Annotated in this window: 20 protein-coding genes; 7 read left to right on the forward strand and 13 right to left on the reverse strand. The window is 59.3% G+C overall.

Annotation, left to right across the window (positions count from 1 at the left end):
• Positions 1–200: 200 nt before the first annotated feature.
• The gene (locus IAI51_RS25910) at positions 201–950 is read right to left on the reverse strand and encodes a substrate-binding periplasmic protein (protein ID WP_187681061.1); all 750 of its coding nucleotides are present in this window, start codon (positions 948–950) and stop codon (positions 201–203) included.
• A gap of 145 nt (positions 951–1095) precedes the next feature.
• On the opposite strand from IAI51_RS25910, the gene dnaX reads away from it, so the two are divergent.
• The 5 genes from dnaX (at position 1096) to IAI51_RS25935 (ending at position 6821) form a co-directional block, all read left to right on the forward strand.
• Positions 1096–3183, forward strand: coding sequence for a DNA polymerase III subunit gamma/tau (gene dnaX, locus IAI51_RS25915; RefSeq protein ID WP_187681062.1), 2088 nt, complete (start codon positions 1096–1098; stop codon positions 3181–3183).
• A 67-nt stretch (positions 3184–3250) separates the two neighbouring features.
• Positions 3251–3589: a YbaB/EbfC family nucleoid-associated protein gene (locus IAI51_RS25920; RefSeq protein ID WP_042558527.1), complete on the forward strand. Its 339-nt coding sequence runs from the start codon at positions 3251–3253 to the stop codon at positions 3587–3589.
• A gap of 170 nt (positions 3590–3759) precedes the next feature.
• Positions 3760–4794 carry an NADP-dependent oxidoreductase gene (locus tag IAI51_RS25925; protein ID WP_187681063.1) on the forward strand — a complete coding sequence of 345 codons (1035 nt, stop codon included), beginning with the start codon at positions 3760–3762 and terminating at the stop codon, positions 4792–4794.
• 66 nt (positions 4795–4860) lie between these two features.
• Positions 4861–5463, forward strand: coding sequence for a recombination mediator RecR (gene recR / locus IAI51_RS25930; RefSeq protein ID WP_187681064.1), 603 nt, complete (start codon positions 4861–4863; stop codon positions 5461–5463).
• Between the two features lie 209 nt (positions 5464–5672).
• The gene (locus IAI51_RS25935; protein ID WP_187681065.1) at positions 5673–6821 is read left to right on the forward strand and encodes an acyl-CoA dehydrogenase family protein; all 1149 of its coding nucleotides are present in this window, start codon (positions 5673–5675) and stop codon (positions 6819–6821) included.
• A 110-nt stretch (positions 6822–6931) separates the two neighbouring features.
• On the opposite strand, the gene IAI51_RS25940 is transcribed toward IAI51_RS25935, so the two are convergent.
• Both IAI51_RS25940 and fnr read right to left on the reverse strand, forming a co-directional pair.
• Positions 6932–7480, reverse strand: coding sequence for an adenine phosphoribosyltransferase (locus IAI51_RS25940; RefSeq protein ID WP_187681066.1), 549 nt, complete (start codon positions 7478–7480; stop codon positions 6932–6934).
• Positions 7481–7558: 78 nt separating this feature from the next.
• On the reverse strand, positions 7559–8293 hold the full coding sequence (gene fnr, locus IAI51_RS25945) for a fumarate/nitrate reduction transcriptional regulator Fnr (protein ID WP_187681067.1): 735 nt from the start codon (positions 8291–8293) through the stop codon (positions 7559–7561).
• Positions 8294–8448: 155 nt separating this feature from the next.
• Between fnr and IAI51_RS25950 the strand changes: the two genes are divergently transcribed.
• A complete protein-coding gene (locus tag IAI51_RS25950) occupies positions 8449–8931 on the forward strand; it encodes a hypothetical protein (protein ID WP_187681086.1) in 483 nt (160 codons plus the stop codon).
• On the opposite strand, the gene hemN is transcribed toward IAI51_RS25950, so the two are convergent.
• The 6 genes from hemN to ccoG all read right to left on the reverse strand — a co-directional run bounded on the left by hemN (position 8928) and on the right by ccoG (position 16108).
• Entirely contained in the window at positions 8928–10310 is a 1383-nt protein-coding gene (hemN, locus tag IAI51_RS25955) for an oxygen-independent coproporphyrinogen III oxidase (RefSeq protein WP_187681068.1), read from the reverse strand. The genes IAI51_RS25950 and hemN overlap by 4 nt on opposite strands.
• 256 nt (positions 10311–10566) lie before the next feature.
• Positions 10567–11250: a sulfite exporter TauE/SafE family protein gene (locus IAI51_RS25960; RefSeq protein WP_187681069.1), complete on the reverse strand. Its 684-nt coding sequence runs from the start codon at positions 11248–11250 to the stop codon at positions 10567–10569.
• Positions 11243–11455, reverse strand: coding sequence for a cbb3-type cytochrome oxidase assembly protein CcoS (gene ccoS, locus IAI51_RS25965; protein WP_187681070.1), 213 nt, complete (start codon positions 11453–11455; stop codon positions 11243–11245). The genes IAI51_RS25960 and ccoS overlap by 8 nt, the downstream gene beginning before the upstream one ends.
• A gap of 22 nt (positions 11456–11477) precedes the next feature.
• Positions 11478–13928, reverse strand: coding sequence for a heavy metal translocating P-type ATPase (locus IAI51_RS25970; RefSeq protein WP_187681071.1), 2451 nt, complete (start codon positions 13926–13928; stop codon positions 11478–11480).
• A 213-nt stretch (positions 13929–14141) separates the two neighbouring features.
• Positions 14142–14681 carry a FixH family protein gene (locus tag IAI51_RS25975; RefSeq protein WP_187681072.1) on the reverse strand — a complete coding sequence of 180 codons (540 nt, stop codon included), beginning with the start codon at positions 14679–14681 and terminating at the stop codon, positions 14142–14144.
• An 11-nt stretch (positions 14682–14692) separates the two neighbouring features.
• Entirely contained in the window at positions 14693–16108 is a 1416-nt protein-coding gene (gene ccoG / locus IAI51_RS25980) for a cytochrome c oxidase accessory protein CcoG (protein WP_187681073.1), read from the reverse strand.
• Between the two features lie 447 nt (positions 16109–16555).
• On the opposite strand from ccoG, the gene IAI51_RS25985 reads away from it, so the two are divergent.
• A complete protein-coding gene (locus IAI51_RS25985; RefSeq protein ID WP_187681074.1) occupies positions 16556–17560 on the forward strand; it encodes a metallophosphoesterase family protein in 1005 nt (334 codons plus the stop codon).
• A 44-nt stretch (positions 17561–17604) separates the two neighbouring features.
• On the opposite strand, the gene IAI51_RS25990 is transcribed toward IAI51_RS25985, so the two are convergent.
• The 4 genes from IAI51_RS25990 to IAI51_RS26005 all read right to left on the reverse strand — a co-directional run bounded on the left by IAI51_RS25990 (position 17605) and on the right by IAI51_RS26005 (position 19968).
• Positions 17605–18024: a type II toxin-antitoxin system VapC family toxin gene (locus IAI51_RS25990; RefSeq protein WP_187681075.1), complete on the reverse strand. Its 420-nt coding sequence runs from the start codon at positions 18022–18024 to the stop codon at positions 17605–17607.
• Positions 18024–18278 carry a type II toxin-antitoxin system Phd/YefM family antitoxin gene (locus IAI51_RS25995; protein WP_187681087.1) on the reverse strand — a complete coding sequence of 85 codons (255 nt, stop codon included), beginning with the start codon at positions 18276–18278 and terminating at the stop codon, positions 18024–18026. The genes IAI51_RS25990 and IAI51_RS25995 overlap by 1 nt, the downstream gene beginning before the upstream one ends.
• Positions 18279–18802: 524 nt before the next feature.
• Positions 18803–19786 (reverse strand): cytochrome-c oxidase, cbb3-type subunit III, encoded by a 984-nt coding sequence (ccoP, locus tag IAI51_RS26000; RefSeq protein ID WP_187681076.1) that lies wholly within the window; start codon positions 19784–19786, stop codon positions 18803–18805.
• Complete coding sequence (locus tag IAI51_RS26005) at positions 19783–19968, reverse strand: CcoQ/FixQ family Cbb3-type cytochrome c oxidase assembly chaperone (RefSeq protein ID WP_003175465.1); 186 nt, start codon at positions 19966–19968, stop codon at positions 19783–19785. The genes ccoP and IAI51_RS26005 overlap by 4 nt, the downstream gene beginning before the upstream one ends.
• Between the last annotated feature and the right edge of the window lie 3 nt (positions 19969–19971).

Consider the following 19971-nt stretch of genomic DNA (forward strand, 5'->3'; position numbering starts at 1 on the left):
TGTACATGCTTTTGGCGATGTGCGAGACGCTGGAGCAATACACGCCACAGGAGCTGGCGGGTTTCGCTAAAGAAGCCATCGGCTGGGTGGCCAGCCGAAGACTTTAGAGATGTGTAGATACCAATGCCGCGATGGGGCCGTGTCAGCCACCAATTTTTACCTGACGGACCGCTATCGCTGGCAAGCCAGCTCCCACAGGGTTATGGGGTGTTTTCGGAGTTGCCGGTATAGAGCCGGATAATCTCATCAATCTCCCCCGACATTTTCATCCGCAGCAACGTGCGCAAAATCCGCTGCACCGGCACCTTCGGATCATTCCTCACATAGCAACCGACTTTCTGCTCCTGTAGCACCGCGACGCCTTGTAGTTGCTGTTCGGGTGCCAGGCGCTGGTTGAACCAATCCAAGGTCCACTGATTGCTCACGGCGTAGCGATAACGCCCGGCCAGCAGTTTGTTCAGCACTTGTTCCTGATTGCGCGCATCTTCGCGTTGCAGGCGATTGGTGTCGAACAAGGGTTGCAGGGTGGGATAGGTGTAGCCGAGCACTGTGCCGATCGACTGGAGGGGCAGTTTGGAGGGATCGGCACTGGCGGGTTGATCCTGGCGAGCGATCAGCAAGTCGCGCTGAAACAACAGCGGAATGCTCCAGATGTAATCCCCGGACTGATTCGGCAGCCACGACTGTGCGGCGTAGCAGCGCACATCGATCTCGCCGTGTTCCATGGCACTCTGTATGCGCGTGCGGGGCAGGACGTTGAATTGTGCCGGCACGCCGACCTGGGTCGCGAGGCTGAGCATGATGTCATAGAGAATGCCCTGGGTCGGGCGGCCGCGTTCCAGTTGCACCATCGGCATCGCCCAGCTGTCAGGCACGGCGAAGCGCAACGGGGGTTCCGCTGCCGTCACGCTCAGGCTGATCCCCAGCAAAGCCCCCACGGCCCAACGCATAAACGCTCCGGTAATTCACGATCCAGAGCCGATAAAAGCCTCTGCTCATGCAGCTTAGCCAGATTAGCGAAGGACACCGGATGCAATTTTGCCCTTGCTCCGCTAGCATTAGCCGCTTCAGCTTCCTTCGTTGCGACGGTTTTCGATGAGTTATCAGGTTCTTGCACGTAAATGGCGTCCGCGCTCGTTCCGCGAAATGGTCGGCCAGACCCATGTGCTCAAGGCTCTGATCAATGCCTTGGACAGCCAGCGGCTGCACCACGCGTACCTGTTCACCGGTACGCGCGGGGTGGGTAAGACCACGATTGCGCGGATCATTGCCAAATGCCTGAACTGTGAGACAGGTATCACTTCCAGCCCTTGCGGCGAATGTTCGGTGTGCCGCGAGATCGATGAAGGCCGTTTTGTTGACCTGATCGAGATCGACGCCGCGAGCCGCACCAAGGTCGAAGACACTCGCGAGCTGCTCGACAACGTGCAGTACGCGCCGAGTCGCGGGCGCTTCAAGGTCTACCTGATCGACGAAGTGCACATGCTCTCCAGCCATTCCTTCAATGCGCTGTTGAAAACCCTCGAAGAGCCGCCGCCCTACGTCAAATTTATTCTGGCGACCACTGACCCGCAGAAACTTCCGGCAACGATTTTGTCGCGCTGCCTGCAGTTCTCACTGAAGAACATGACGCCTGAGCGTGTGGTCGAGCATTTGACCCACGTCCTCAGCGCCGAAAATGTGCCGTTCGAAGACGATGCGCTGTGGTTGCTGGGTCGCGCCGCTGACGGCTCGATGCGTGACGCCATGAGCCTGACCGATCAGGCGATTGCCTTCGGTGAAGGCAAGGTTCTGGCCACCGACGTGCGGGCGATGCTCGGCACGCTGGATCACGGTCAGGTCTATGACGTGCTGCATTCGTTGATTGAAGGCGACGCCAAGGCTTTGCTCGAAGCCGTGCGTCATCTGGCCGAGCAAGGCCCGGACTGGAATGGCGTACTCTCGGAAATTCTCAACGTGCTGCACCGCGTGGCCATCGCTCAGGCACTGCCGGAAGGTGTCGACAACGGCCATGGCGATCGTGACCGCGTGTTGGCACTGGCTCAGGCCTTGCCGGCCGAAGACGTGCAGTTCTATTACCAGATGGGCCTGATCGGTCGTCGTGACTTGCCGCTGGCGCCAGACCCGCGTGGCGGTTTCGAAATGGTGCTGTTGCGAATGCTGGCCTTCAGGCCTGCCGACACCGCGGACGCCCCGAGGCAACCGCTAAAGCCAGTGGGGATCAGCCAGGCCACAGTTGATTCCGCAAACTCCGTGGCTGCCGCGCCTAAAGCTGCGCCGGTGGTCGCTACGGCTGTTGCGCCAGCGCCGACGCCTGCGCCAGTGGTCGAGCCTGCACCGGCTCCCGAGCCAGTGGTTGCCGCTGAACCAGAGCCGGAACCGGAACCCGAGCCAGAGCCTGTCGCCGTCGAAGCCGTTGTCGACTTGCCATGGAACGATCCGGTAGAACCAGAGCCCGAGCCTGCGCAGCAACCCGCTGTCGAGCCGGTGCTGGAAACCGCCGCCGAGCAGCCCGAGCTGCCGCCGATGCCGCTGCCGACCCCGGACAGCGTCGTGCCGGACGCACCCGAGTGGGCCGCTGCGCCGATCCCCGAGCCGTCGGTCGCTGACGTCGACGCCGCCACTCCGGGCATGGAGATGGACGACGAGCCGCCGCTGGACGAGGACTACATCGAGCCGGACATGGATTCGGCCTACAGCTACCTCGACGAACTGGCCAGTGAACACGCCGCTGAACCGGCGCCGGAACCCGAGCCGGAACCTGCTGCGGCACCCGCCACGGGTCTGGCGTTGCAATGGCTGGAGCTGTTTCCGAAACTGCCGATCTCCGGCATGACCGGCAGCATCGCCGCCAACTGCACGCTGATCGCGGTCGATGGCGACCATTGGTTGATGCACCTGGACCCGGCCCACAGCGCACTGTTCAACGCCACGCAACAGCGACGTCTCAACGATGCGTTGAACCAGTTCCACGGCCGCACACTGAGCCTGACCATCGAACTGATCAAGCCCGAGCAGGAAACCCCGGCCCAGGCCGCGTCCCGCCGGCGAGCCAACCGTCAGCGCGAAGCGGAGGAGTCGATCCACGGCGATCCGTTCATCCAGCAGATGGTCCAGCAGTTCGGCGCGGTCGTGCGACACGATACTATTGAACCTGTCGACGCCTTGGTCGCCCAAGGCTAATAACTGAAGGCGCTCGGTCTTAACCACCGGGCGCTGTTTTGATCCAAGTACTTTTGAGGTGATTACCATGATGAAAGGTGGCATGGCCGGCCTGATGAAGCAGGCGCAGCAGATGCAGGAAAAAATGGCCAAGATGCAGGAAGAACTGGCCAACGCTGAAGTCACCGGTAAGGCCGGTGGCGATATGGTCACCGTGGTGATGACCGGTCGTCACGACGTGAAAAGCGTGAGCATCGACCCAAGCCTGGTCGAAGGCCTGAGTGAAGACGACAAAGAAATGCTGGAAGCTGTGGTTGCCGCCGCCGTCAACGACGCCGTGCGCAAGATCGAAGCCAACAGCCAGGAAAAAATGGGCGGCATGACCGCCGGCATGAACCTGCCAGCGGGTATGAAACTGCCATTCTGATTCGCCATCCGGCGGCAGATGAGCTACACAAAATGCCAGGCATTGCGCCTGGCATTTTTTTTGGCTGATCGTTCCCACGCGGAGCGTGGGAACGATCAAGTGGAACGCGCCACCGCCACAAAGGTCTGCTCCCTATACCCCCGAACTCATCATTCACAGGAGACGCTGACATGTCCGACCCTCTGACCCTAAACCAACGTATCGTCCTGGCATCCCGACCGGTCGGTGCGCCGACCCCGGAAAACTTCCGCCTCGAACGTGAAGCCCTGCCGGATCTCGAAGAAGGCCAGGTTCTGCTGAAAACCCTGTACCTGTCACTCGATCCCTACATGCGCGGACGCATGAGCGACGCACCGTCCTACGCCGCGCCGGTAGAAATCGGCGAGGTGATGACCGGTGGCGCTGTCAGCCGAATCGAGCGTTCGCGTCATCCAAAATTTCACGAAGGTGATCTGGTGGTCGGCGCGACCGGTTGGCAGAGCCACAGCATCAGCGACGGGCGCAATATCATTCCGATTCCGTCCGGGCTGCCGAGCCCGTCGATGGCACTCGGCGTGCTGGGTATGCCGGGCATGACCGCGTACATGGGGCTGATGGACATCGGCCAACCGAAAGAGGGCGAGACTCTCGTGGTGGCGGCGGCGTCGGGCGCGGTCGGCTCGGTGGTCGGCCAGGTGGCGAAGATCAAAGGGCTGCGCACGGTTGGCGTGGCCGGCGGTGCCGAGAAGTGCAAATACGTGGTCGAGGAGCTGGGCTTTGACGCCTGCATCGATCACAAGGCTGCGGACTTTGCCGAGCAGTTGGCCAAGGCCTGCCCCGATGGCATCGACGTCTATTACGAGAACGTTGGTGGTCATGTGTTCGATGCGGTGGTGCCGTTGCTCAACCCCAAAGCGCGCATTCCGTTGTGCGGTCTGATCGCTGGTTACAACGCCACCGAAGCACCGAAAGGCCCGGATCGCTTGCCGATGCTGCAACGCACGCTGTTGACCAAGCGTGTGCGGATTCAGGGCTTCATCGTGTTTGATGACTACGGTGATCGTCAGCCGGAATTCATCAGCCACATGGTGCCGTGGGTGCGTGAGGGCAAGGTGAAGTTTCGCGAGGACGTGGTCGATGGCCTGGAGCAGGCGCCTGACGCGTTTATTGGTCTGCTGGAAGGACGCAACTTCGGCAAACTGGTGGTGAAGGTCGCCCAGGACTGAGTATTTGACGCTGGACAGAGGCGCGGGTATAAACCGCGTCTCGTTGTTTTGTCGGACTTTTTACCCATGAGCTTCAGCCCTTTGATTCGCCAACTGATCGACTCCCTGCGAATTCTGCCGGGTGTGGGTCAGAAAACTGCCCAGCGCATGGCGTTGCAGTTGCTCGAACGTGATCGCAGTGGCGGTCTGCGTCTGGCCCAGTCCTTGAGCCAGGCCATGGAAGGCGTCGGTCACTGCCGCCAGTGCCGTACGCTGACCGAAGACGATCTGTGCCCGCAATGCGCCGATACCCGTCGCGACGATACGTTGCTGTGCGTGGTGGAAGGGCCGATGGATGTTTATGCGGTCGAGCAGACCGGATTCCGTGGGCGATACTTTGTGCTCAAGGGGCATTTGTCGCCGCTCGACGGGCTCGGGCCTGAGGCCATCGGCATTCCGCAGTTGATTGCGCGGATTGAAGAAGCCGGTACGTTTACCGAAGTGATCCTCGCCACCAACCCGACCGTGGAAGGTGAGGCGACGGCGCATTACATCGCTCAGCTCCTCAACAATAAAGGTTTGATCGCTTCGCGAATTGCTCACGGTGTGCCGTTGGGTGGTGAGCTGGAGCTGGTGGATGGCGGCACCTTGGCGCATTCGTTTGCCGGGCGTAAACCGATCGCCCTCTGATATTTGTATCGCCTGTTCTGGCCTCATCGCTGGCGAGCCAGCTCCCACAGTGAATGGTGTTAGTCGCAAAATTTGTGAACAACTCAGAACCCTGTGGGAGCTGGCTTGCCAGCGATGAAGGCAACTCGGTCACTCTGGTTCACACAATATTGTTGAAAACCAAGCAAGCGCTCGGTTAACGTCGGCGAACCCTTCCGTGGAGCTCGCCCATGCCTGCCTTTCAGGAATACTTCGACCCCAGCCACCAATTGGTCCGCGACAGCGTCAGACGTTTCGTCGAGCGTGAGATCCTGCCGGACATTGATCTGTGGGAAGAATCAGAAAGCTTCCCCCGTGAGCTGTACCTGAAGGCGGGTGCCGCAGGGATCCTCGGTATCGGCTACCCCGAAGCGCTGGGTGGCAGCCATGAAGGCGATGTGTTCGCCAAGGTGGCCGCCAGTGAAGAGTTGATGCGCTGCGGCTCGGGCGGCCTGGTGGCGGGGCTGGGGTCGCTGGATATCGGCCTGCCACCGATCGTCAAATGGGCGCGGTCCGAGGTGCGCGACCGCGTGGTCCCACAAGTGCTCAGTGGCGAGAAGATCAGTGCACTGGCCATCACCGAGCCTGGCGGCGGTTCCGACGTCGCCAACCTGCAAACCCGCGCCGTGCTTGACGGCGAGTTCTACCGGGTCAGCGGCAGCAAAACCTTTATCACCAGTGGCGTGCGCGCCGACTTTTATACCGTCGCGGTACGCACGGGGGCGCCCGGTTTCGGCGGCATCAGTCTGCTGCTGATCGAAAAGGGTACGCCGGGTTTCACCGTTGGCCGCCAGCTGAAGAAAATGGGCTGGTGGGCGTCGGACACGGCTGAATTGTTCTTCGACGATTGCCGGGTGCCTGTGGGAAATCTGATCGGTGCCGAGAACATGGGCTTCGCCTGCATCATGGGCAACTTTCAGAGCGAGCGGCTGGCGTTGGCGCTGATGGCCAACATGACCTCGCAGCTTGCGCTTGAGGAGAGCCTGAGGTGGGCACGCGAGCGTGAAGCGTTCGGCAAGCCGATCGGCAAGTTTCAGGTAATCAAGCATCGTCTCGCCGAAATGGCCACGGCGCTGGAAGTGTCGCGCGAGTTCACGTATCGGCAGGCAGCCAAAATGGCCGCGGGCAAAAGTGTGATCAAGGAAATTTCCATGGCGAAGAACTTTGCCACGGACACGTCGGACCGGATCACCACCGAGGCGGTGCAGATTCTGGGCGGGATGGGATATATGCGCGAGAGTCTGGTCGAGCGGCTGTATCGGGATAACCGCATTCTTTCGATTGGCGGCGGGACGCGGGAAGTGATGAACGAGATCATCAGCAAGCAGATGGGGCTTTGAATCGTTGGTGAGGCTGCCGGCCTCATCGCGAGCAGGCTCACTCCTACAGGAGAACGCATTCCAAATTGTAGGAGTGAGCCTGCTCGCGATGGCGTCAGTTCAAGCGCTGCTTATTTATCAGTCAACGCAAACTGCGTCAGGCAGAACGTAGGAATCCCCATATCCCCCAGACGCTGTGAACCACCCAACTCCGGCAGATCAATGATCGCCGCCGCCTCGTGCACCCGCGCACCCATGCGGCGGATCAGGTTGGCCGCGGCAATCAGCGTCCCGCCGGTGGCGATCAAATCGTCAAACATCACCACCGAATCACCTTCACACAAGCTGTCGGCGTGGACTTCCAGAAACGCTTCGCCGTACTCGGTGGCGTAACCCTCGGCCAACACGTCCGCCGGCAATTTGCCTTGTTTGCGAAACAGCACCAGCGGCTTGTTCAGTTGATAAGCCAGCACCGAACCGATCAGGAAACCGCGGGCGTCCATCGCGCCGATGTGGGTGAAGTCGGCTTCCACATAGCGGTGGGCGAAGCTGTCCATCACAAGGCGCAGGGCCGTTGGCGACTGGAACAGCGGGGTGATGTCGCGAAAGATCACGCCCGGTTTCGGGAAGTCGATCACAGGGCGGATCAGGGATTTGATGTCGAAGGAGTCGAAGACCATCGTCGAGGTGTCCTGGCAGGGCTGCAAACGGCGCAGTATACCCGCGGCTGAATCGATTCGCTCGGCCGCGGGTCGAGATCAACCGTCGAGCGAGCCGCCGGCCAGGGCGCAGAGCTGGATCGGGTCGAGGATGTGGATCTCTTTGCCCTCGGCGGCGATCAGTTCGTTTTGCTGGAAACGGGTGAACACGCGCGACACGGTTTCCACCGCCAGACCCAGGTAGTTGCCGATTTCATTGCGCGACATGCTCAGGCGGAACTGGTTGGCCGAAAATCCGCGAGCACGGAAGCGCGCCGACAGGTTGACCAGGAAGGTGGCGATACGCTCGTCGGCAGTTTTTTTCGACAGCAGCAACATCATTTGCTGATCGTCGCGAATTTCCCGGCTCATCACGCGCATCAACTGGCGGCGCAGTTGCGGCAGTTGCAGGGCCAGTTCATCGAGGCGTTCGAAAGGAATTTCGCAGACCGAAGTGGTTTCCAGTGCCTGGGCGGAAACCGGGTGTTTCTCGGTGTCCATGCCGGACAGGCCGACCAGTTCACTCGGCAGGTGGAAACCAGTGAGCTGCTCTTCGCCAGCATCACTCAGGCTGAACGTCTTCAGGGCGCCGGAGCGTACTGCATAAACGGAATCGAACGTGTCGCCCTGGCGGAACAGGAACTCACCCTTTTTCAACGGGCGGCCCCGTTTAACGATTTCGTCCAGCGCATCCATGTCTTCCAGATTCAGAGAAAGTGGCAGGCAGAGAGGGGCCAGGCTGCAATCCTTGCAATGGGCCTGGCTGTGAGCGCGCAGTTTAACTGGCTCGGACATTTCTTTAATCCTTGTGGGAAAACACACATAAGACGTAAGGGTAACCCACGGGAGGACATTCAGGCCAGTCTGTGGCGAGATTGCCATAACGGCGTAAAGCCGCAGGGCAAGTGGCCGATAAGGTGGTATCAGAACGCATGCAAGGAATCGAATCGATGACGGCCATTGGTACGCTGGGCCTTGGTAACAGCGGTGTTGAAGCGCTGTCGGAAGCGTTTAAAAACACGGCCGACAAGCACCACGACGCTGAATCGACAACAGGGACAACCCCGACCTTGGTCGAGGGCGTCAAAGTGTCGCTGTCCGGTGCCTCGATCGAGAAGTCGGCCAGTGCCGGCGGTGACAATCGCGACATCGAAGAAAGCGGCTTGCCCGAGAATATCCAGCAATTGCTGAAGATGATCCGCAATTTGCAGCAGCAGATCGCCGAAAAGAACGCGCGCATCAAAGCCGTCATGGCCGACAAGACGCTCTCCACGGAAGTGAAGATCGCCAAACTCGCCGCCCTCAAAGGTGCCATTGCCGCGCTGAACAACGGTCTGATTACCGCCAATCTGTCCCTGTCCAAAGTCATGAACCAGTCCGACCTGACGCCGGAACAAACCATGAAAACCGCCTCGTTGCTGATGAAAAACTAAATCACCCGCGAGAAGCGCTGGCGGTTCTGCTGTTCGAGGTACGCGTCGAACACCATGCACACCGAACGCACCAACAGTCGTCCTGCCGGCAGTACTTCGATCCGCTGACTGTCCAGCGTAATCAGGCCATCCTCTGCCATGCCTTGCAGTTGTGGCCACAGAGCACCGAAATAGCCCTGGAAGTCGATGTTGAATTGCTGCTCGATCTTGATGAATTCCAGGCTGAAGTTGCAGATCAACTGCTGAATCACCGCCCGACGCAAGCGGTCATCGGCATTGCACACAAGGCCACGGCTGGTCGCCAGTTGCGCGGAGGCGAGGGTGTTCTGGTATTCGTTGAGATCGCTGCTGTTCTGGCAGTAAAGGTCGCCTATCTGGCTGATCGCCGACACGCCCAGACCAATCAGATCGCAATGACCGTGAGTGGTGTAACCCTGAAAGTTGCGCTGCAGGGTTTCTTCTTCCTGAGCTATCGCCAGTTCATCGTCGGGCAGCGCGAAGTGGTCCATGCCGATGTAGCGGTAACCGGCGGCGGTCAGTTGCTCGATGGTGCGCTGGAGCATTTCCAGTTTCTGCGCCGGACTCGGCAGTTCGTTGGCGTTGATCCGCCGCTGCGGCATGAAGCGTTCCGGCAGGTGCGCGTAGTTGAACACCGAGAGCCGGTCCGGTTGCAGGCTGATGACTTCCTCGACGGTGCGCGCGAAGTTGTCCGGGGTCTGCTTGGGCAGGCCGTAGATCAGATCGATGTTGATCGAGCGAAATTGCAGGGTGCGCGCGGCGTCAATCACGGCGCGGGTTTCTTCCAGGCTTTGCAGGCGATTGACCGCCCGTTGCACCGCCGGATCAAGATCTTGCAGGCCGATGCTGACCCGGTTGAAACCCAGTTCGCGTAGCAGGCCCATGGTCGACCAGTCGGCTTCACGCGGATCGATTTCGATGCCGTAATCGCCGGAGTCGTCATCGAGCAGATTGAAGTGCTTGCGCAGGTGCGCCATCAATTGCCGCAGCTCATCGTGGCTGAGAAAGGTCGGAGTGCCGCCGCCGAAGTGCAGTTGTTCGACTTTCTGCGCCGGGTCGAGGTGGCAGGCGATCAGCTGGATTTCCTGTTCGAGCCGTTGCAGGTAGGGCAGGGCGCGACCGCGATCCTTGGTGATGACCTTGTTGCAGGCGCAGTAGTAACAAATGTTCGCGCAGAACGGCACATGCACATAAAGCGACAACGGGCGCAGGGCCTTGCGGCTGTCGCGCAGGGCATGGAACAGGTCGAACGTGCCGACCTGACTGTTGAATTGCACGGCCGTCGGATACGAGGTGTAACGCGGCCCCGCCAGGTCGTAGCGGCGGATCAGATCAGTGTCCCAACGAATGGCGTCGAGCATGCGGGCATTCCCCGGATAGGCTGGCAGTGTGGCGAGTCTAGGGGAGGGCGTGCGGGGGCATCTTGATTTGCATCAACGGTGGTTGAAGGCTTGGCCCGGTTTTTGTGGTGAGGGGATTTATCCCCGATGGCCCGCGAAGCGGGCGCCATATTCCAACAGTCATAACGTGCCGACAGGTTTACGACTGCTTCGCAGCCGGTCGGGGATAAATCCCCTCACCACAGTAGATATCACTGGATCAAAGCCTTGCTTAAGGTCAGTGGCCCATCAACCAATGCTGATGGGGGCCGGGTAAGGTCCAGATACCGAACAGAATCACTAAAACCCCGCCGGCCATGCGCACGCTGCGTTTGCGCAGCAGCGCAGTCACCCGTTCCGCCGCCAGCCCGGTGGCGAGCAAAACCGGCCAAGTCCCCAGCCCGAAGGCGAGCATCAACAACGCACTGTCCAGCGCATTGCCCTGGCTCGCCGACCACAGCAGTGTGCTGTAAACCAGTCCGCATGGCAGCCAGCCCCATAGCGCACCGAGCAGCAAGGCGCGGGGCAGGCTCGACACTGGCAGCAGGCGGTTGGCTACCGGTTGGATGTAACGCCACAAACCGCGCCCAAGGCTTTCGATGCGGGTCAGTCCGCTCCACCAACCGGCCAGATACAAGCCCATGGCAATCAGCAACAATCCGGCCAGCACACGCATGAACAGCGCAGCGGGGCTGTTGGCCACCGCCCAACCGGCGAGGCCGATCAGCAATCCGGCTGTCGCATAACTGAGGATTCGCCCAAGGTTATAAGCCAGCAGCAAGCGAAAGCGCCGACTGCGCTGCTCCTTGGGAATCGCCAGCGTCAGCGCGCCCATCAAACCGCCGCACATCCCCAAGCAATGGCCGCCACCCAGCAGGCCGAGGATCAGTGCCGAAACCAGCAGTGGTGCCAGTTCAAGCATGGGGTGGTGCCTTGTCGTCCGGTTTGCTGGCGTTGGCTTCGTCCACGGCGGCGGTGTGGTTCGGGTCCTGATCGTCGAACAGGATGCTGTGGGCCGGGCTGTCGAGGTCGTCGTACTGACCGCTGTCCACCGCCCAGAAGAAGATGTACACGGCGATGGCCACGATCAGCAGCGCGGCCGGAATCATCACGTAGAGAGCTGGCATCTGTACTCCAGGCCCGCGCGGCTCAGGTCGGCAACGGGCGAGTTTCTGATCGGGTGTTTAAAACCGGCGCGCTCGGCAGGCGAGTCAGGCGCAGGGCGTTGAGCACCACGGTCAACGAACTGATCGACATGCCGACCGCCGCCCACACCGGAGTGATCCAGCCGAGGGCGGCGAACGGCAACATGAGGCCATTGTACAGCGCGGCCCACAGCAGGTTCTCGATTATTACCCGACGGGTGCGTCGCGCCAGTGTGAACGCTTGCACCAAGGCGTCTAGACGGTTGGACAGCAGCACGGCATCGGCGCTGGTTTTCGCCAGGTCTGTGGCCGAGCCCATGGCTACGCTGATGTCGGCGGCGGCCAAAACCGGCACATCGTTGACCCCGTCGCCGAGCATCAGCACCTTGCGACCTTCCTTGTGCAACTGTTGCAGCACTTGCAGCTTGTCGTCCGGGCGCAGGCCGCCATGGGCCTCGTCGATACCCAGCTCGGCAGCGACGCTGGCGACCATCGGCGAACTGTCGCCGGACAACAGCAAGGTACGCCAGCCGCGCGCCTTGCAAGCGGCGAGCAGAGCGGGAGCATCGTCGCGTAGACGGTCGTCGAGGACGAACCAGGCCAGTGGTTCCGAGCTGTCACCGAGCAGCAGCCACTGACCCGGCTCATCCGGCATCGTTGGCATCAAGGCGCCGCTGAGGGCGCAGACAAATTCCGCCTGGCCGATGCGCAAACGCTGTTCGCCGACCAATCCTTCGAGACCAAGCCCAGGCGTGCTCTGGACTTCTTCAGCCGCCAAAGGTGCACGGCCGAAGGCGCGGGCAATCGGATGTTCCGAACGGTTCTCCAGTGCGGCGGCAAGGCTCAGGCATTGATCGCTGTTCAAAGAACCCAGTGGACGAATCGAACGCAGCACCAGTCGGCCTTCGGTCAGCGTGCCGGTCTTGTCGAAAATCACCGTGTCGATCTGATTTAAACCTTCCAGCACATGACCGCGGGTCAGCAGCAGACCGAGTTTGTGCAGGGTGCCAGTAGCAGCGGTAAGCGCAGTCGGCGTCGCCAGCGAAAGTGCGCAAGGGCAAGTCGCAACCAGCATGGCGAGGACGATCCAGAAGGCGCGCGATGAATCCAGCTGCCACCACAACAGGCCGATGGCGGCGGCGGCGATCAGTGACAACAGCAAGAACCATTGCGCGGCGCGGTCGGCGATTTCTGCCAGTCGCGGTTTCTCGGCCTGGGCGCGATCGAGCAAACGGACGATGGCCGACAGGCGCGTGTCGTGACCCAAGGCCTGCACTTGCACGGTCAGCGCACCTTCGACGTTGAGCGTGCCGGCTGTCACGGCATCGCCCGGCATACGCGGTTGGGGCAGGTATTCGCCAGTGAGCAGCGACTCATCGATGCTCGATTGGCCGTCGAGAATCTTGCCGTCCGCCGGCAGAATCGAACCCGGTTGCACCAGAATCTGATCGCCAAGGCGCAATTCGCTGAGCAGGATGCGCTCGCTCTGGCCGGCATCATCAAGACGCAGGCACGAGGCGGGCAACAGATTGACAAGCTGTGCGGTAGCAGCGGCGGTGCGTTCCCGGGCACGGCGCTCCAGATAGCGCCCGGCGAGCAGGAACAGGGCGAACATGCCGACTGCATCGAAATACAGTTCTCCGACACCAGTGATCGACGTCCAGATCCCGGCGATGTAGGCGCTGCCAATCGCCAGCGACACCGAGACGTCCATGGTCAGGTGGCGGGTGCGCAGGTCACGCATGGCGCCTTTGAAAAACGGTGCGCAGCTGTAGAACACGATTGGCGTGGTCAGAAACAGCGCAACCCAGCGCAGAATCGTGTGCAGTTCGGGGCTGAGATCGATGTTGAATTCCGGCCAGGTCGCCATGGTCGCCATCATCGCCTGGAACCACAGCAGGCCCGCGACGCCAAGCTGACGCAGGGCGAGGCGGTTTTCACTGGCCAGTTGTTCGCTGGCGCGGTCGGCCTGATACGGGTGGGCGGCGTAACCGATGTGCCGCAGTTCGGCGAGGATCTGGCTCAGCGGCAATTGCCCGTCGGCCCAACGCACATGCAAGCGATGGTTGGAAAGGTTCAAACGGGCTTCGGCGACTGCCGGCAGCGTGCGCAGGTGTTTCTCGATCAGCCAGCCGCAGGCAGCGCAACTGATGCCTTCCATCAACAGGGTGGTTTCGGCGAGATCGCCTTCATGGCGCACGAAGGGTTTCTGCACATCGGCGCGGTCGTACAGCGCCAGTTCGTCGACCAGTTGCACCGGCAGCGCGTCGGGATTGGCCGAGGCTTCGCTGCGGTGCCGGTAATAGCTTTCCAGGCCTCCGGCCACGATGGCTTCGGCCACAGCCTGGCAGCCGGGGCAGCAGAACTCGCGGGACTCCCCGAGCACGACGGCGTTGAAGCGGCTGCCGGACGGGACGGGCAGGGCGCAGTGGTAGCAGGGGAGTGGGGTGGTCATGGCATCTTTGAGGGGGCAAGCCCTTGTATTTGAGTTGTCCGCTTGCCCTCACCCCAGCCCTCTCCCGGAGGGAGAGGGAGCCGATTGATGTTGGCCGCAGAAGCAGCTTCATTCGCTGACATCGTCACTGTCGTACACACAACATGCAAACGCTCGAGATCAGTCCCCTCTCCTGGGGGAGAGGGTTAGGGTGAGGGGGATTCTGAAGGTGACTTACTTCTTCAGGTCTTCGGCGCCTTGCAGCGGTTCATCACCGAGCAGGAGCTCCTTGTCATGATTGACCAGTTCTTCTTCGAACATCCGCCACACGTGATCATCCTGCGACCCCAGCAACTCGACAAACCGGCGGCCGTCGATCTTGTCGCTCAACTGGCCAATGTAACGGCCCTGTTCTGTTTCGCTGCGGGTCAGGACGATCTTGCGATCCTTCTCCGGCTGGGTCGGTGAGATCAGGTTCAGCTCCAGCGTTTTTGGCTGACTGTCGCCGCTCAAACGCAGGTCGACTTCGCCGGTCACGTCATCCAGATGTACGGCAGCGCGCATCTTCAGTGTCTGCGCCAGCAGTTCGCGATCCAGCGAGCGATTGATGCCTTTGCCGGCCTCGTAGTAGTTGTCGTTGACCAGGTTGTCCGGGTTATTCACCGCAATGGTCACCATGGACAGGGTCAGCGTCACCGAACAGGCCAGAATCGCGATGATGATCCAGGGCCAAAGGTGCTTGTACCAAGGGCTTGCGGCGTTTGCTGCGGGCATGTTCAGTTCTCTCAACGGATTTGTGGGCCGATGAATCGGCTCTTGGCTTCAACGTGGACGCTGTCGTCATCGGCATCCTTGAGGATGAATTTCACCTCGTTGGTGCTCGATGGCAATTGTTCCGGTGCGCTCGACAACTCGACCGGCATACTGAAAATCTCCCCCGCCTGAACCTTGATCTCGCGTTTGCCTTGCAGACGCAGATCCGGCAGGCCGGCGGCTTCCAGCACGTAGGTGTGGTCGCGCTGATCCTTGTTCATGATTTTCAGGCTGTAGACGTTTTCGATCCGGCCTTCGGCGTTTTCGCGGTACAGCACGCGATCCTTGCTGACGTCGAAACCGACCAGCGAACGCATGACGAACGCCGTCACCAACAGGCTGATCATCGCCAGCAACACCACCGCATAGCCGATCAGGCGTGGCCGCAGTTTATGGGTTTTCTGGCCTGACAGGTTGTGCTCGGTGGTGTAGCTGATCAGGCCGCGAGGATAGTCCATTTTGTCCATGATGCTGTCGCAGGCGTCGATGCATGCAGCGCAGCCGATGCACTCGATCTGCAAGCCGTCGCGGATGTCGATGCCGGTCGGGCAGACCTGGACGCACATGGTGCAGTCAATGCAATCGCCCAGGCCCTGAGCCTTGTAGTCGATGCCTTTCTTGCGCGGGCCACGGCTTTCGCCACGACGCGGGTCGTAGGAAACGATCAGTGTGTCCTTGTCGAACATCACGCTCTGGAAGCGCGCGTACGGGCACATGTAAATGCACACTTGCTCACGCAACCAGCCGGCGTTGCCGTACGTGGCGAGGGTGAAGAAACCGACCCAGAAATACGACCAGCCATCGGCTTGCCCGGTGAAGAATTCGAAGACCAGTTCGCGGATCGGCGAGAAATAGCCGACGAAGGTCATGCCGGTGACGAAACCGATCAACAGCCACAGCGAGTGCTTGGCGAGTTTGCGCAGTAACTTGTTGCCGCTCATCGGCGCCTTGTCGAGCTTGATCCGCTGGTTGCGGTCGCCCTCGGTGACCTTCTCGCACCACATGAAAATCCACGTCCACACACTTTGCGGGCAGGTGTAGCCGCACCAGACGCGGCCGGCATAAACGGTGATGAAGAACAGGCCGAATGCCGCAATGATCAGCAGGCCCGAGAGCAGAATGAAATCTTGTGGCCAGAAGGTGGCGCCAAAGATGAAGAACTTGCGTTCCGGCAAGTTCCACCACACGGCTTGATGGCCGCCCCAGTTCAGCCAGACCGTACCGAAATACAGCAGAAACAGCGCGGCGCCGCCCATCATCCGCAGATTGCGGAACAGTCCGGTGAAAGCCCGGGTGTAGATTTTTTCTCGAGAGGCGTAAAGATCGACGCTGTTGTTCGCGTTTTTGCTCGGTGGCGTGACGTCGTGTACCGGAATCTGGTTACTCATCATTGCATCCCACGGCAGTGGAAAAATGCCTCGGTCGATACGTGCCGACCGCGGTCAGAAAGGGCGTTGCAGTGGCCCAATGATACGCCTGTCACCCCGACGAACGGGTGCGACCTTTGGTCGCGTTGGGGAAAATCAATTGATGGTGTAGTGATCTGGGTCAATTGACTTCTGCGCCTCAACGGTTTTGCGCATGCAGATGGGAGAGTCTAGGTGATTCATGACCTTCTTGCTGGCGCGTCGAGTTCAGCATTCGCTGTAATGGATGCTTGAAAAAGTTTCAGGTCAGTTAAATGGAAGTTGGTTGGCTGTTTGTTTGTACTGCTGAAATATATTAATTTAATTACCTCGGGTTTGGCCTTTGATGTTTTCTGTTTTTTCCAATATGTTGTTTTCAGCAATATTGATTTGCTTTTAACTTTCTAACTTTATATGGAAATGAATACGATGGCTTCTCATGGAGTTCTACGATTTTTGCTCGGCATTTTTTTGTTATCTTCGGCTACTTGGATTCAGGCGTTAGAGGGAACTCCTCGACATATGGTGTTTGCCTCTGATACCCAGTATCCCTGGACAGACAAAACGGATAGCCAGCAACCGGAGTCCGATGCGGACTTCAAAGTCCGCTCGAAATGGCTGGTTGAAACGCAACTTGCCAGTATTGCTGCTTTTCGCAATAGCCAGGGTGGGCAGGCACAGGTGCCACTCATGATCAATGGTGATATCACTGCGTTTGGTCATGGTTGGCAGCGTTCTTACATGAAGGCTGCATTGGATCAGCACTTCAAGGGCGAGTATCTGTACGGTCTGGGTAATCACGATTATGAAAACAATGTTGACGATTGTTTTAGCAATAGCTGCGCGGCGGGCAGTATCGTTGAGTTTAAAGAACATCATGAAAACAAGGTGAATAACTTTGACTTGAAGATTACCAGTGGTTTCTTGAGTAATACTTATTCGGGCAGTCTCGCTTACTCAACGAATATCGGTGAAGTCCATCTGGTTCAACTCAATAATGAGCCGACGTATACGGCCCGAATTGCGCATGCACTAAATCCCACTACTTTCAATATCAACAGCGCCTTGGATTGGCTGGAAAAAGATCTCAGTACCGCAAAGACTCAAGGTTACGCCATCATCATCAACATGCATAAGCCGTTCGATATGCAGGGTAACGAGGCGCAACTGAGACGCTTCCGTGAAATGCTCGATAAATATCAGGTCACTGCTGTATTTGCCGGTCATTTGCATCAGGATGGCGGTAGTTCTTATTGGCTGGGCAATGTGCCGATGTACCTGAGCGGGGCCACCTCGCAACAAACCTACCTGATCACCAGTTTCACCGAGGATCGCAAGCAACTGCAGATCTATCTGGTGGAGAACAATAAATGGCAGAACCGGAAGTTGATCGATACGATCCCGGTGAAATCAATCTTTGCCAGGCGTCCATGAAAAAGGCCCCGCCAATTCTCGTTGGCGGGGCCTTTTCAATTGTTTCATGCGTTGGCGGCGAGCCAGGGGTTTATCAAATGAACACCGCTGAGTTCAAAGTCTGCGACATTACGGGTGACGACCGTCAATCCGTGTACAAGCGCGGTGGCGGCGATCAGCGCGTCGCATTCATTGGAGCGATCAGGGGCATGCAGTTGTGCGCATCGTGTGGCAACTGCGCTATCAACCGACAGGATTCTTCCCGAGAACGCAGGTTTGACGTGACGCTCCAGCCAGTTACGCAGCAGGCCACCTTGGGGAGGGTCTCGGCGCTCGATGCGCAGAATGCCGGTTTCCAGTTCGAGCACAGTCATTGCCGACAAATACAGGTTTGCCGCAGGGATGCTGTTAGCCCAGGCCACCACTTGTTTATCGGCTTGGGGTTTTCGCAATTCGGAAATCACATTGGTATCGAGTAGAAACATCAGGACAGATCCACACTACGAGGAATAATGATGGCGCGCTCTGGTTCGAATTCGATTTCCGAAGCGCCAGGCATGACCAGCAGATCAACGATGCTGGTCTGATTGCCCGTCAGTTTCTGGTACTCCTCAATGCTTAGCAGCACATGTGCAGGCTTGCCGCGATCAGTAATGATGACCGGGCCTTGGTGCGCGGCTTTTTTGGCACCACTTGTGTCTTGATTGAATTCGCGGCTGGAAATGGTCGTGATGGCCATCATGTTCGGCCTCCAGAAATTCTGATGTAGAAACGTTACTACCATGAGGGTGTCCCTGCAATCGGAAAACTGGGTGGGGGACGATCGGCTTGTCACCGTCACTTCGACTGAGCGAAAGCACGCCCGCAAGCTGGCGGGCGTGCTGGGTGTTTTGGTTGGCGTTTGATGTACTGCACTGATCAGAGCAATCGGCCGCCTCCTAGTCCGTCCAGGCCACCGCCGTTGCCTGGACTGGCCATGGCTCGGAGAGCTGAATCTGCGGATTTGGCGGGTTCTGGTGCAGGACGGAGAAAGTCGTCGAGATGGTGCGGTAATGGCTTGGCTGGCAGTGTGAATTTGTCATTCTTTAACATGCGACTTCATCCTTGAAGTTAACCCGATGTCGATCATCGGGATCGGCAAAACGCTACAGGGCCTCGGTATCCGGGTCTATTGGGTAAATGTCTCAAGTGATGACTACGCAATAAAAAAGGCCCCGCCAATTCTCATTGGCGGGGCCTTTTTTATTGCGTGAAGCGCGGGCCTTACTGCGCCTCGGCTTCCGCTGGTTTCTCACCATGGGACAGGCTGTAAACATACGCCGCCAGCAGGTGCACCTTGTCGTTGCCTTGCAGCTGTTCCTGCGCAGGCATCTGGCCCTGACGGCCGTAACGGATGGTCTGCTGCAGTTGCGCGAAGCTCGAACCGTAGATGAACGCGCCCGGGTGAGTCAGGTCAGGCGCGCCCATGGCTGGGGTGCCTTTACCCGCCGGGCCGTGGCAAGCCACGCAGTTGGCGGCGAACAGTTTGCCGCCGTTGGCCGGATCAGCCTTGGTGCCTTCCGGCAGTTTGCGGCCATCAAGGTTAGTGATCACGTAAGCGGCGACGTCGGCAACGCCTTGTTCACCAATCACTTCGGCCCAGGCCGGCATCACGGCGTGACGACCGCCCATGATGGTGGTCTTGATGGTTTCCGGCTCGCCGCCCCAGCGCCAGTCGGCGTCGGTCAGGTTAGGGAAACCATAGGCACCCTTGGCGTCGGAGCCATGGCAGACCGAGCAGTTGGAGGCGAACAGACGGCCGCCCATCTTCAGCGCTTGCGGGTCCTTGGCGACTTCCTCGATCGGCATGGCAGCGAACTTGGCGAAGATCGGACCGAACTTGGCGTCCGAGCGAGCCATTTCCTTTTCCCACTCGTGAACGCCGGTCCAGCCGGTCTGGCCGTTGGCGAACGCGGTCTGCTTGTCGGTATCAAGGTAGTTGTAGCCCGGCAGCAGGCCTTTCCAGTTACCCAGGCCCGGGTACAGCACCAGATAACCCAGTGCAAACACGATGGTGCCCACGAACAGCATGAACCACCATTTCGGCAGTGGGTTGTCGTACTCCTCGATCCCGTCGAAGGAGTGGCCGACCGTCTCGTCCGTCTGTTCGCTGCGCTGGCCCTTGCGGGTCGACAGCAGCAGCCAGGTCAGGGCGAAGATCGTACCGAGACTGAGGACTGTGACGTACAGACTCCAGAATGTAGTCATTCTTTGTTACTCCTAGAAGCTTGCTCGACGTGCTTGATGGCTTCGGGATCATCCGCAAAAGGCAGCAAGGTCGCGTCTTCAAACTCCGACTTGCGCTTGGGGCTGAACACCCACAGCGCCAGACCGATGAAGGCCACCATCACAACAACGGTGCCCAGGCCACGAATCATCCCGATATCCATCTA

The organism is Pseudomonas sp. N40(2020) (assembly GCF_014472415.1).
Lineage (GTDB): Bacteria > Pseudomonadota > Gammaproteobacteria > Pseudomonadales > Pseudomonadaceae > Aquipseudomonas.

What these genes read in the sequence shown, in the direction of transcription:
- IAI51_RS25910 (WP_187681061.1), bottom strand. Translation starts at nt 950, where the DNA reads ATGCGTTGGGCCGTGGGGGCTTTGCTGGGGATCAGCCTGAGCGTGACG.
- dnaX (WP_187681062.1), top strand. Translation starts at nt 1,096, where the DNA reads ATGAGTTATCAGGTTCTTGCACGTAAATGGCGTCCGCGCTCGTTCCGC.
- IAI51_RS25920 (WP_042558527.1), top strand. Translation starts at nt 3,251, where the DNA reads ATGATGAAAGGTGGCATGGCCGGCCTGATGAAGCAGGCGCAGCAGATG.
- IAI51_RS25925 (WP_187681063.1), top strand. Translation starts at nt 3,760, where the DNA reads ATGTCCGACCCTCTGACCCTAAACCAACGTATCGTCCTGGCATCCCGA.
- recR (WP_187681064.1), top strand. Translation starts at nt 4,861, where the DNA reads ATGAGCTTCAGCCCTTTGATTCGCCAACTGATCGACTCCCTGCGAATT.
- IAI51_RS25935 (WP_187681065.1), top strand. Translation starts at nt 5,673, where the DNA reads ATGCCTGCCTTTCAGGAATACTTCGACCCCAGCCACCAATTGGTCCGC.
- IAI51_RS25940 (WP_187681066.1), bottom strand. Translation starts at nt 7,480, where the DNA reads ATGGTCTTCGACTCCTTCGACATCAAATCCCTGATCCGCCCTGTGATC.
- fnr (WP_187681067.1), bottom strand. Translation starts at nt 8,293, where the DNA reads ATGTCCGAGCCAGTTAAACTGCGCGCTCACAGCCAGGCCCATTGCAAG.
- IAI51_RS25950 (WP_187681086.1), top strand. Translation starts at nt 8,449, where the DNA reads ATGACGGCCATTGGTACGCTGGGCCTTGGTAACAGCGGTGTTGAAGCG.
- hemN (WP_187681068.1), bottom strand. Translation starts at nt 10,310, where the DNA reads ATGCTCGACGCCATTCGTTGGGACACTGATCTGATCCGCCGCTACGAC.
- IAI51_RS25960 (WP_187681069.1), bottom strand. Translation starts at nt 11,250, where the DNA reads ATGCTTGAACTGGCACCACTGCTGGTTTCGGCACTGATCCTCGGCCTG.
- ccoS (WP_187681070.1), bottom strand. Translation starts at nt 11,455, where the DNA reads ATGCCAGCTCTCTACGTGATGATTCCGGCCGCGCTGCTGATCGTGGCC.
- IAI51_RS25970 (WP_187681071.1), bottom strand. Translation starts at nt 13,928, where the DNA reads ATGACCACCCCACTCCCCTGCTACCACTGCGCCCTGCCCGTCCCGTCC.
- IAI51_RS25975 (WP_187681072.1), bottom strand. Translation starts at nt 14,681, where the DNA reads ATGCCCGCAGCAAACGCCGCAAGCCCTTGGTACAAGCACCTTTGGCCC.
- ccoG (WP_187681073.1), bottom strand. Translation starts at nt 16,108, where the DNA reads ATGAGTAACCAGATTCCGGTACACGACGTCACGCCACCGAGCAAAAAC.
- IAI51_RS25985 (WP_187681074.1), top strand. Translation starts at nt 16,556, where the DNA reads ATGGCTTCTCATGGAGTTCTACGATTTTTGCTCGGCATTTTTTTGTTA.
- IAI51_RS25990 (WP_187681075.1), bottom strand. Translation starts at nt 18,024, where the DNA reads ATGTTTCTACTCGATACCAATGTGATTTCCGAATTGCGAAAACCCCAA.
- IAI51_RS25995 (WP_187681087.1), bottom strand. Translation starts at nt 18,278, where the DNA reads ATGGCCATCACGACCATTTCCAGCCGCGAATTCAATCAAGACACAAGT.
- ccoP (WP_187681076.1), bottom strand. Translation starts at nt 19,786, where the DNA reads ATGACTACATTCTGGAGTCTGTACGTCACAGTCCTCAGTCTCGGTACG.
- IAI51_RS26005 (WP_003175465.1), bottom strand. Translation starts at nt 19,968, where the DNA reads ATGGATATCGGGATGATTCGTGGCCTGGGCACCGTTGTTGTGATGGTG.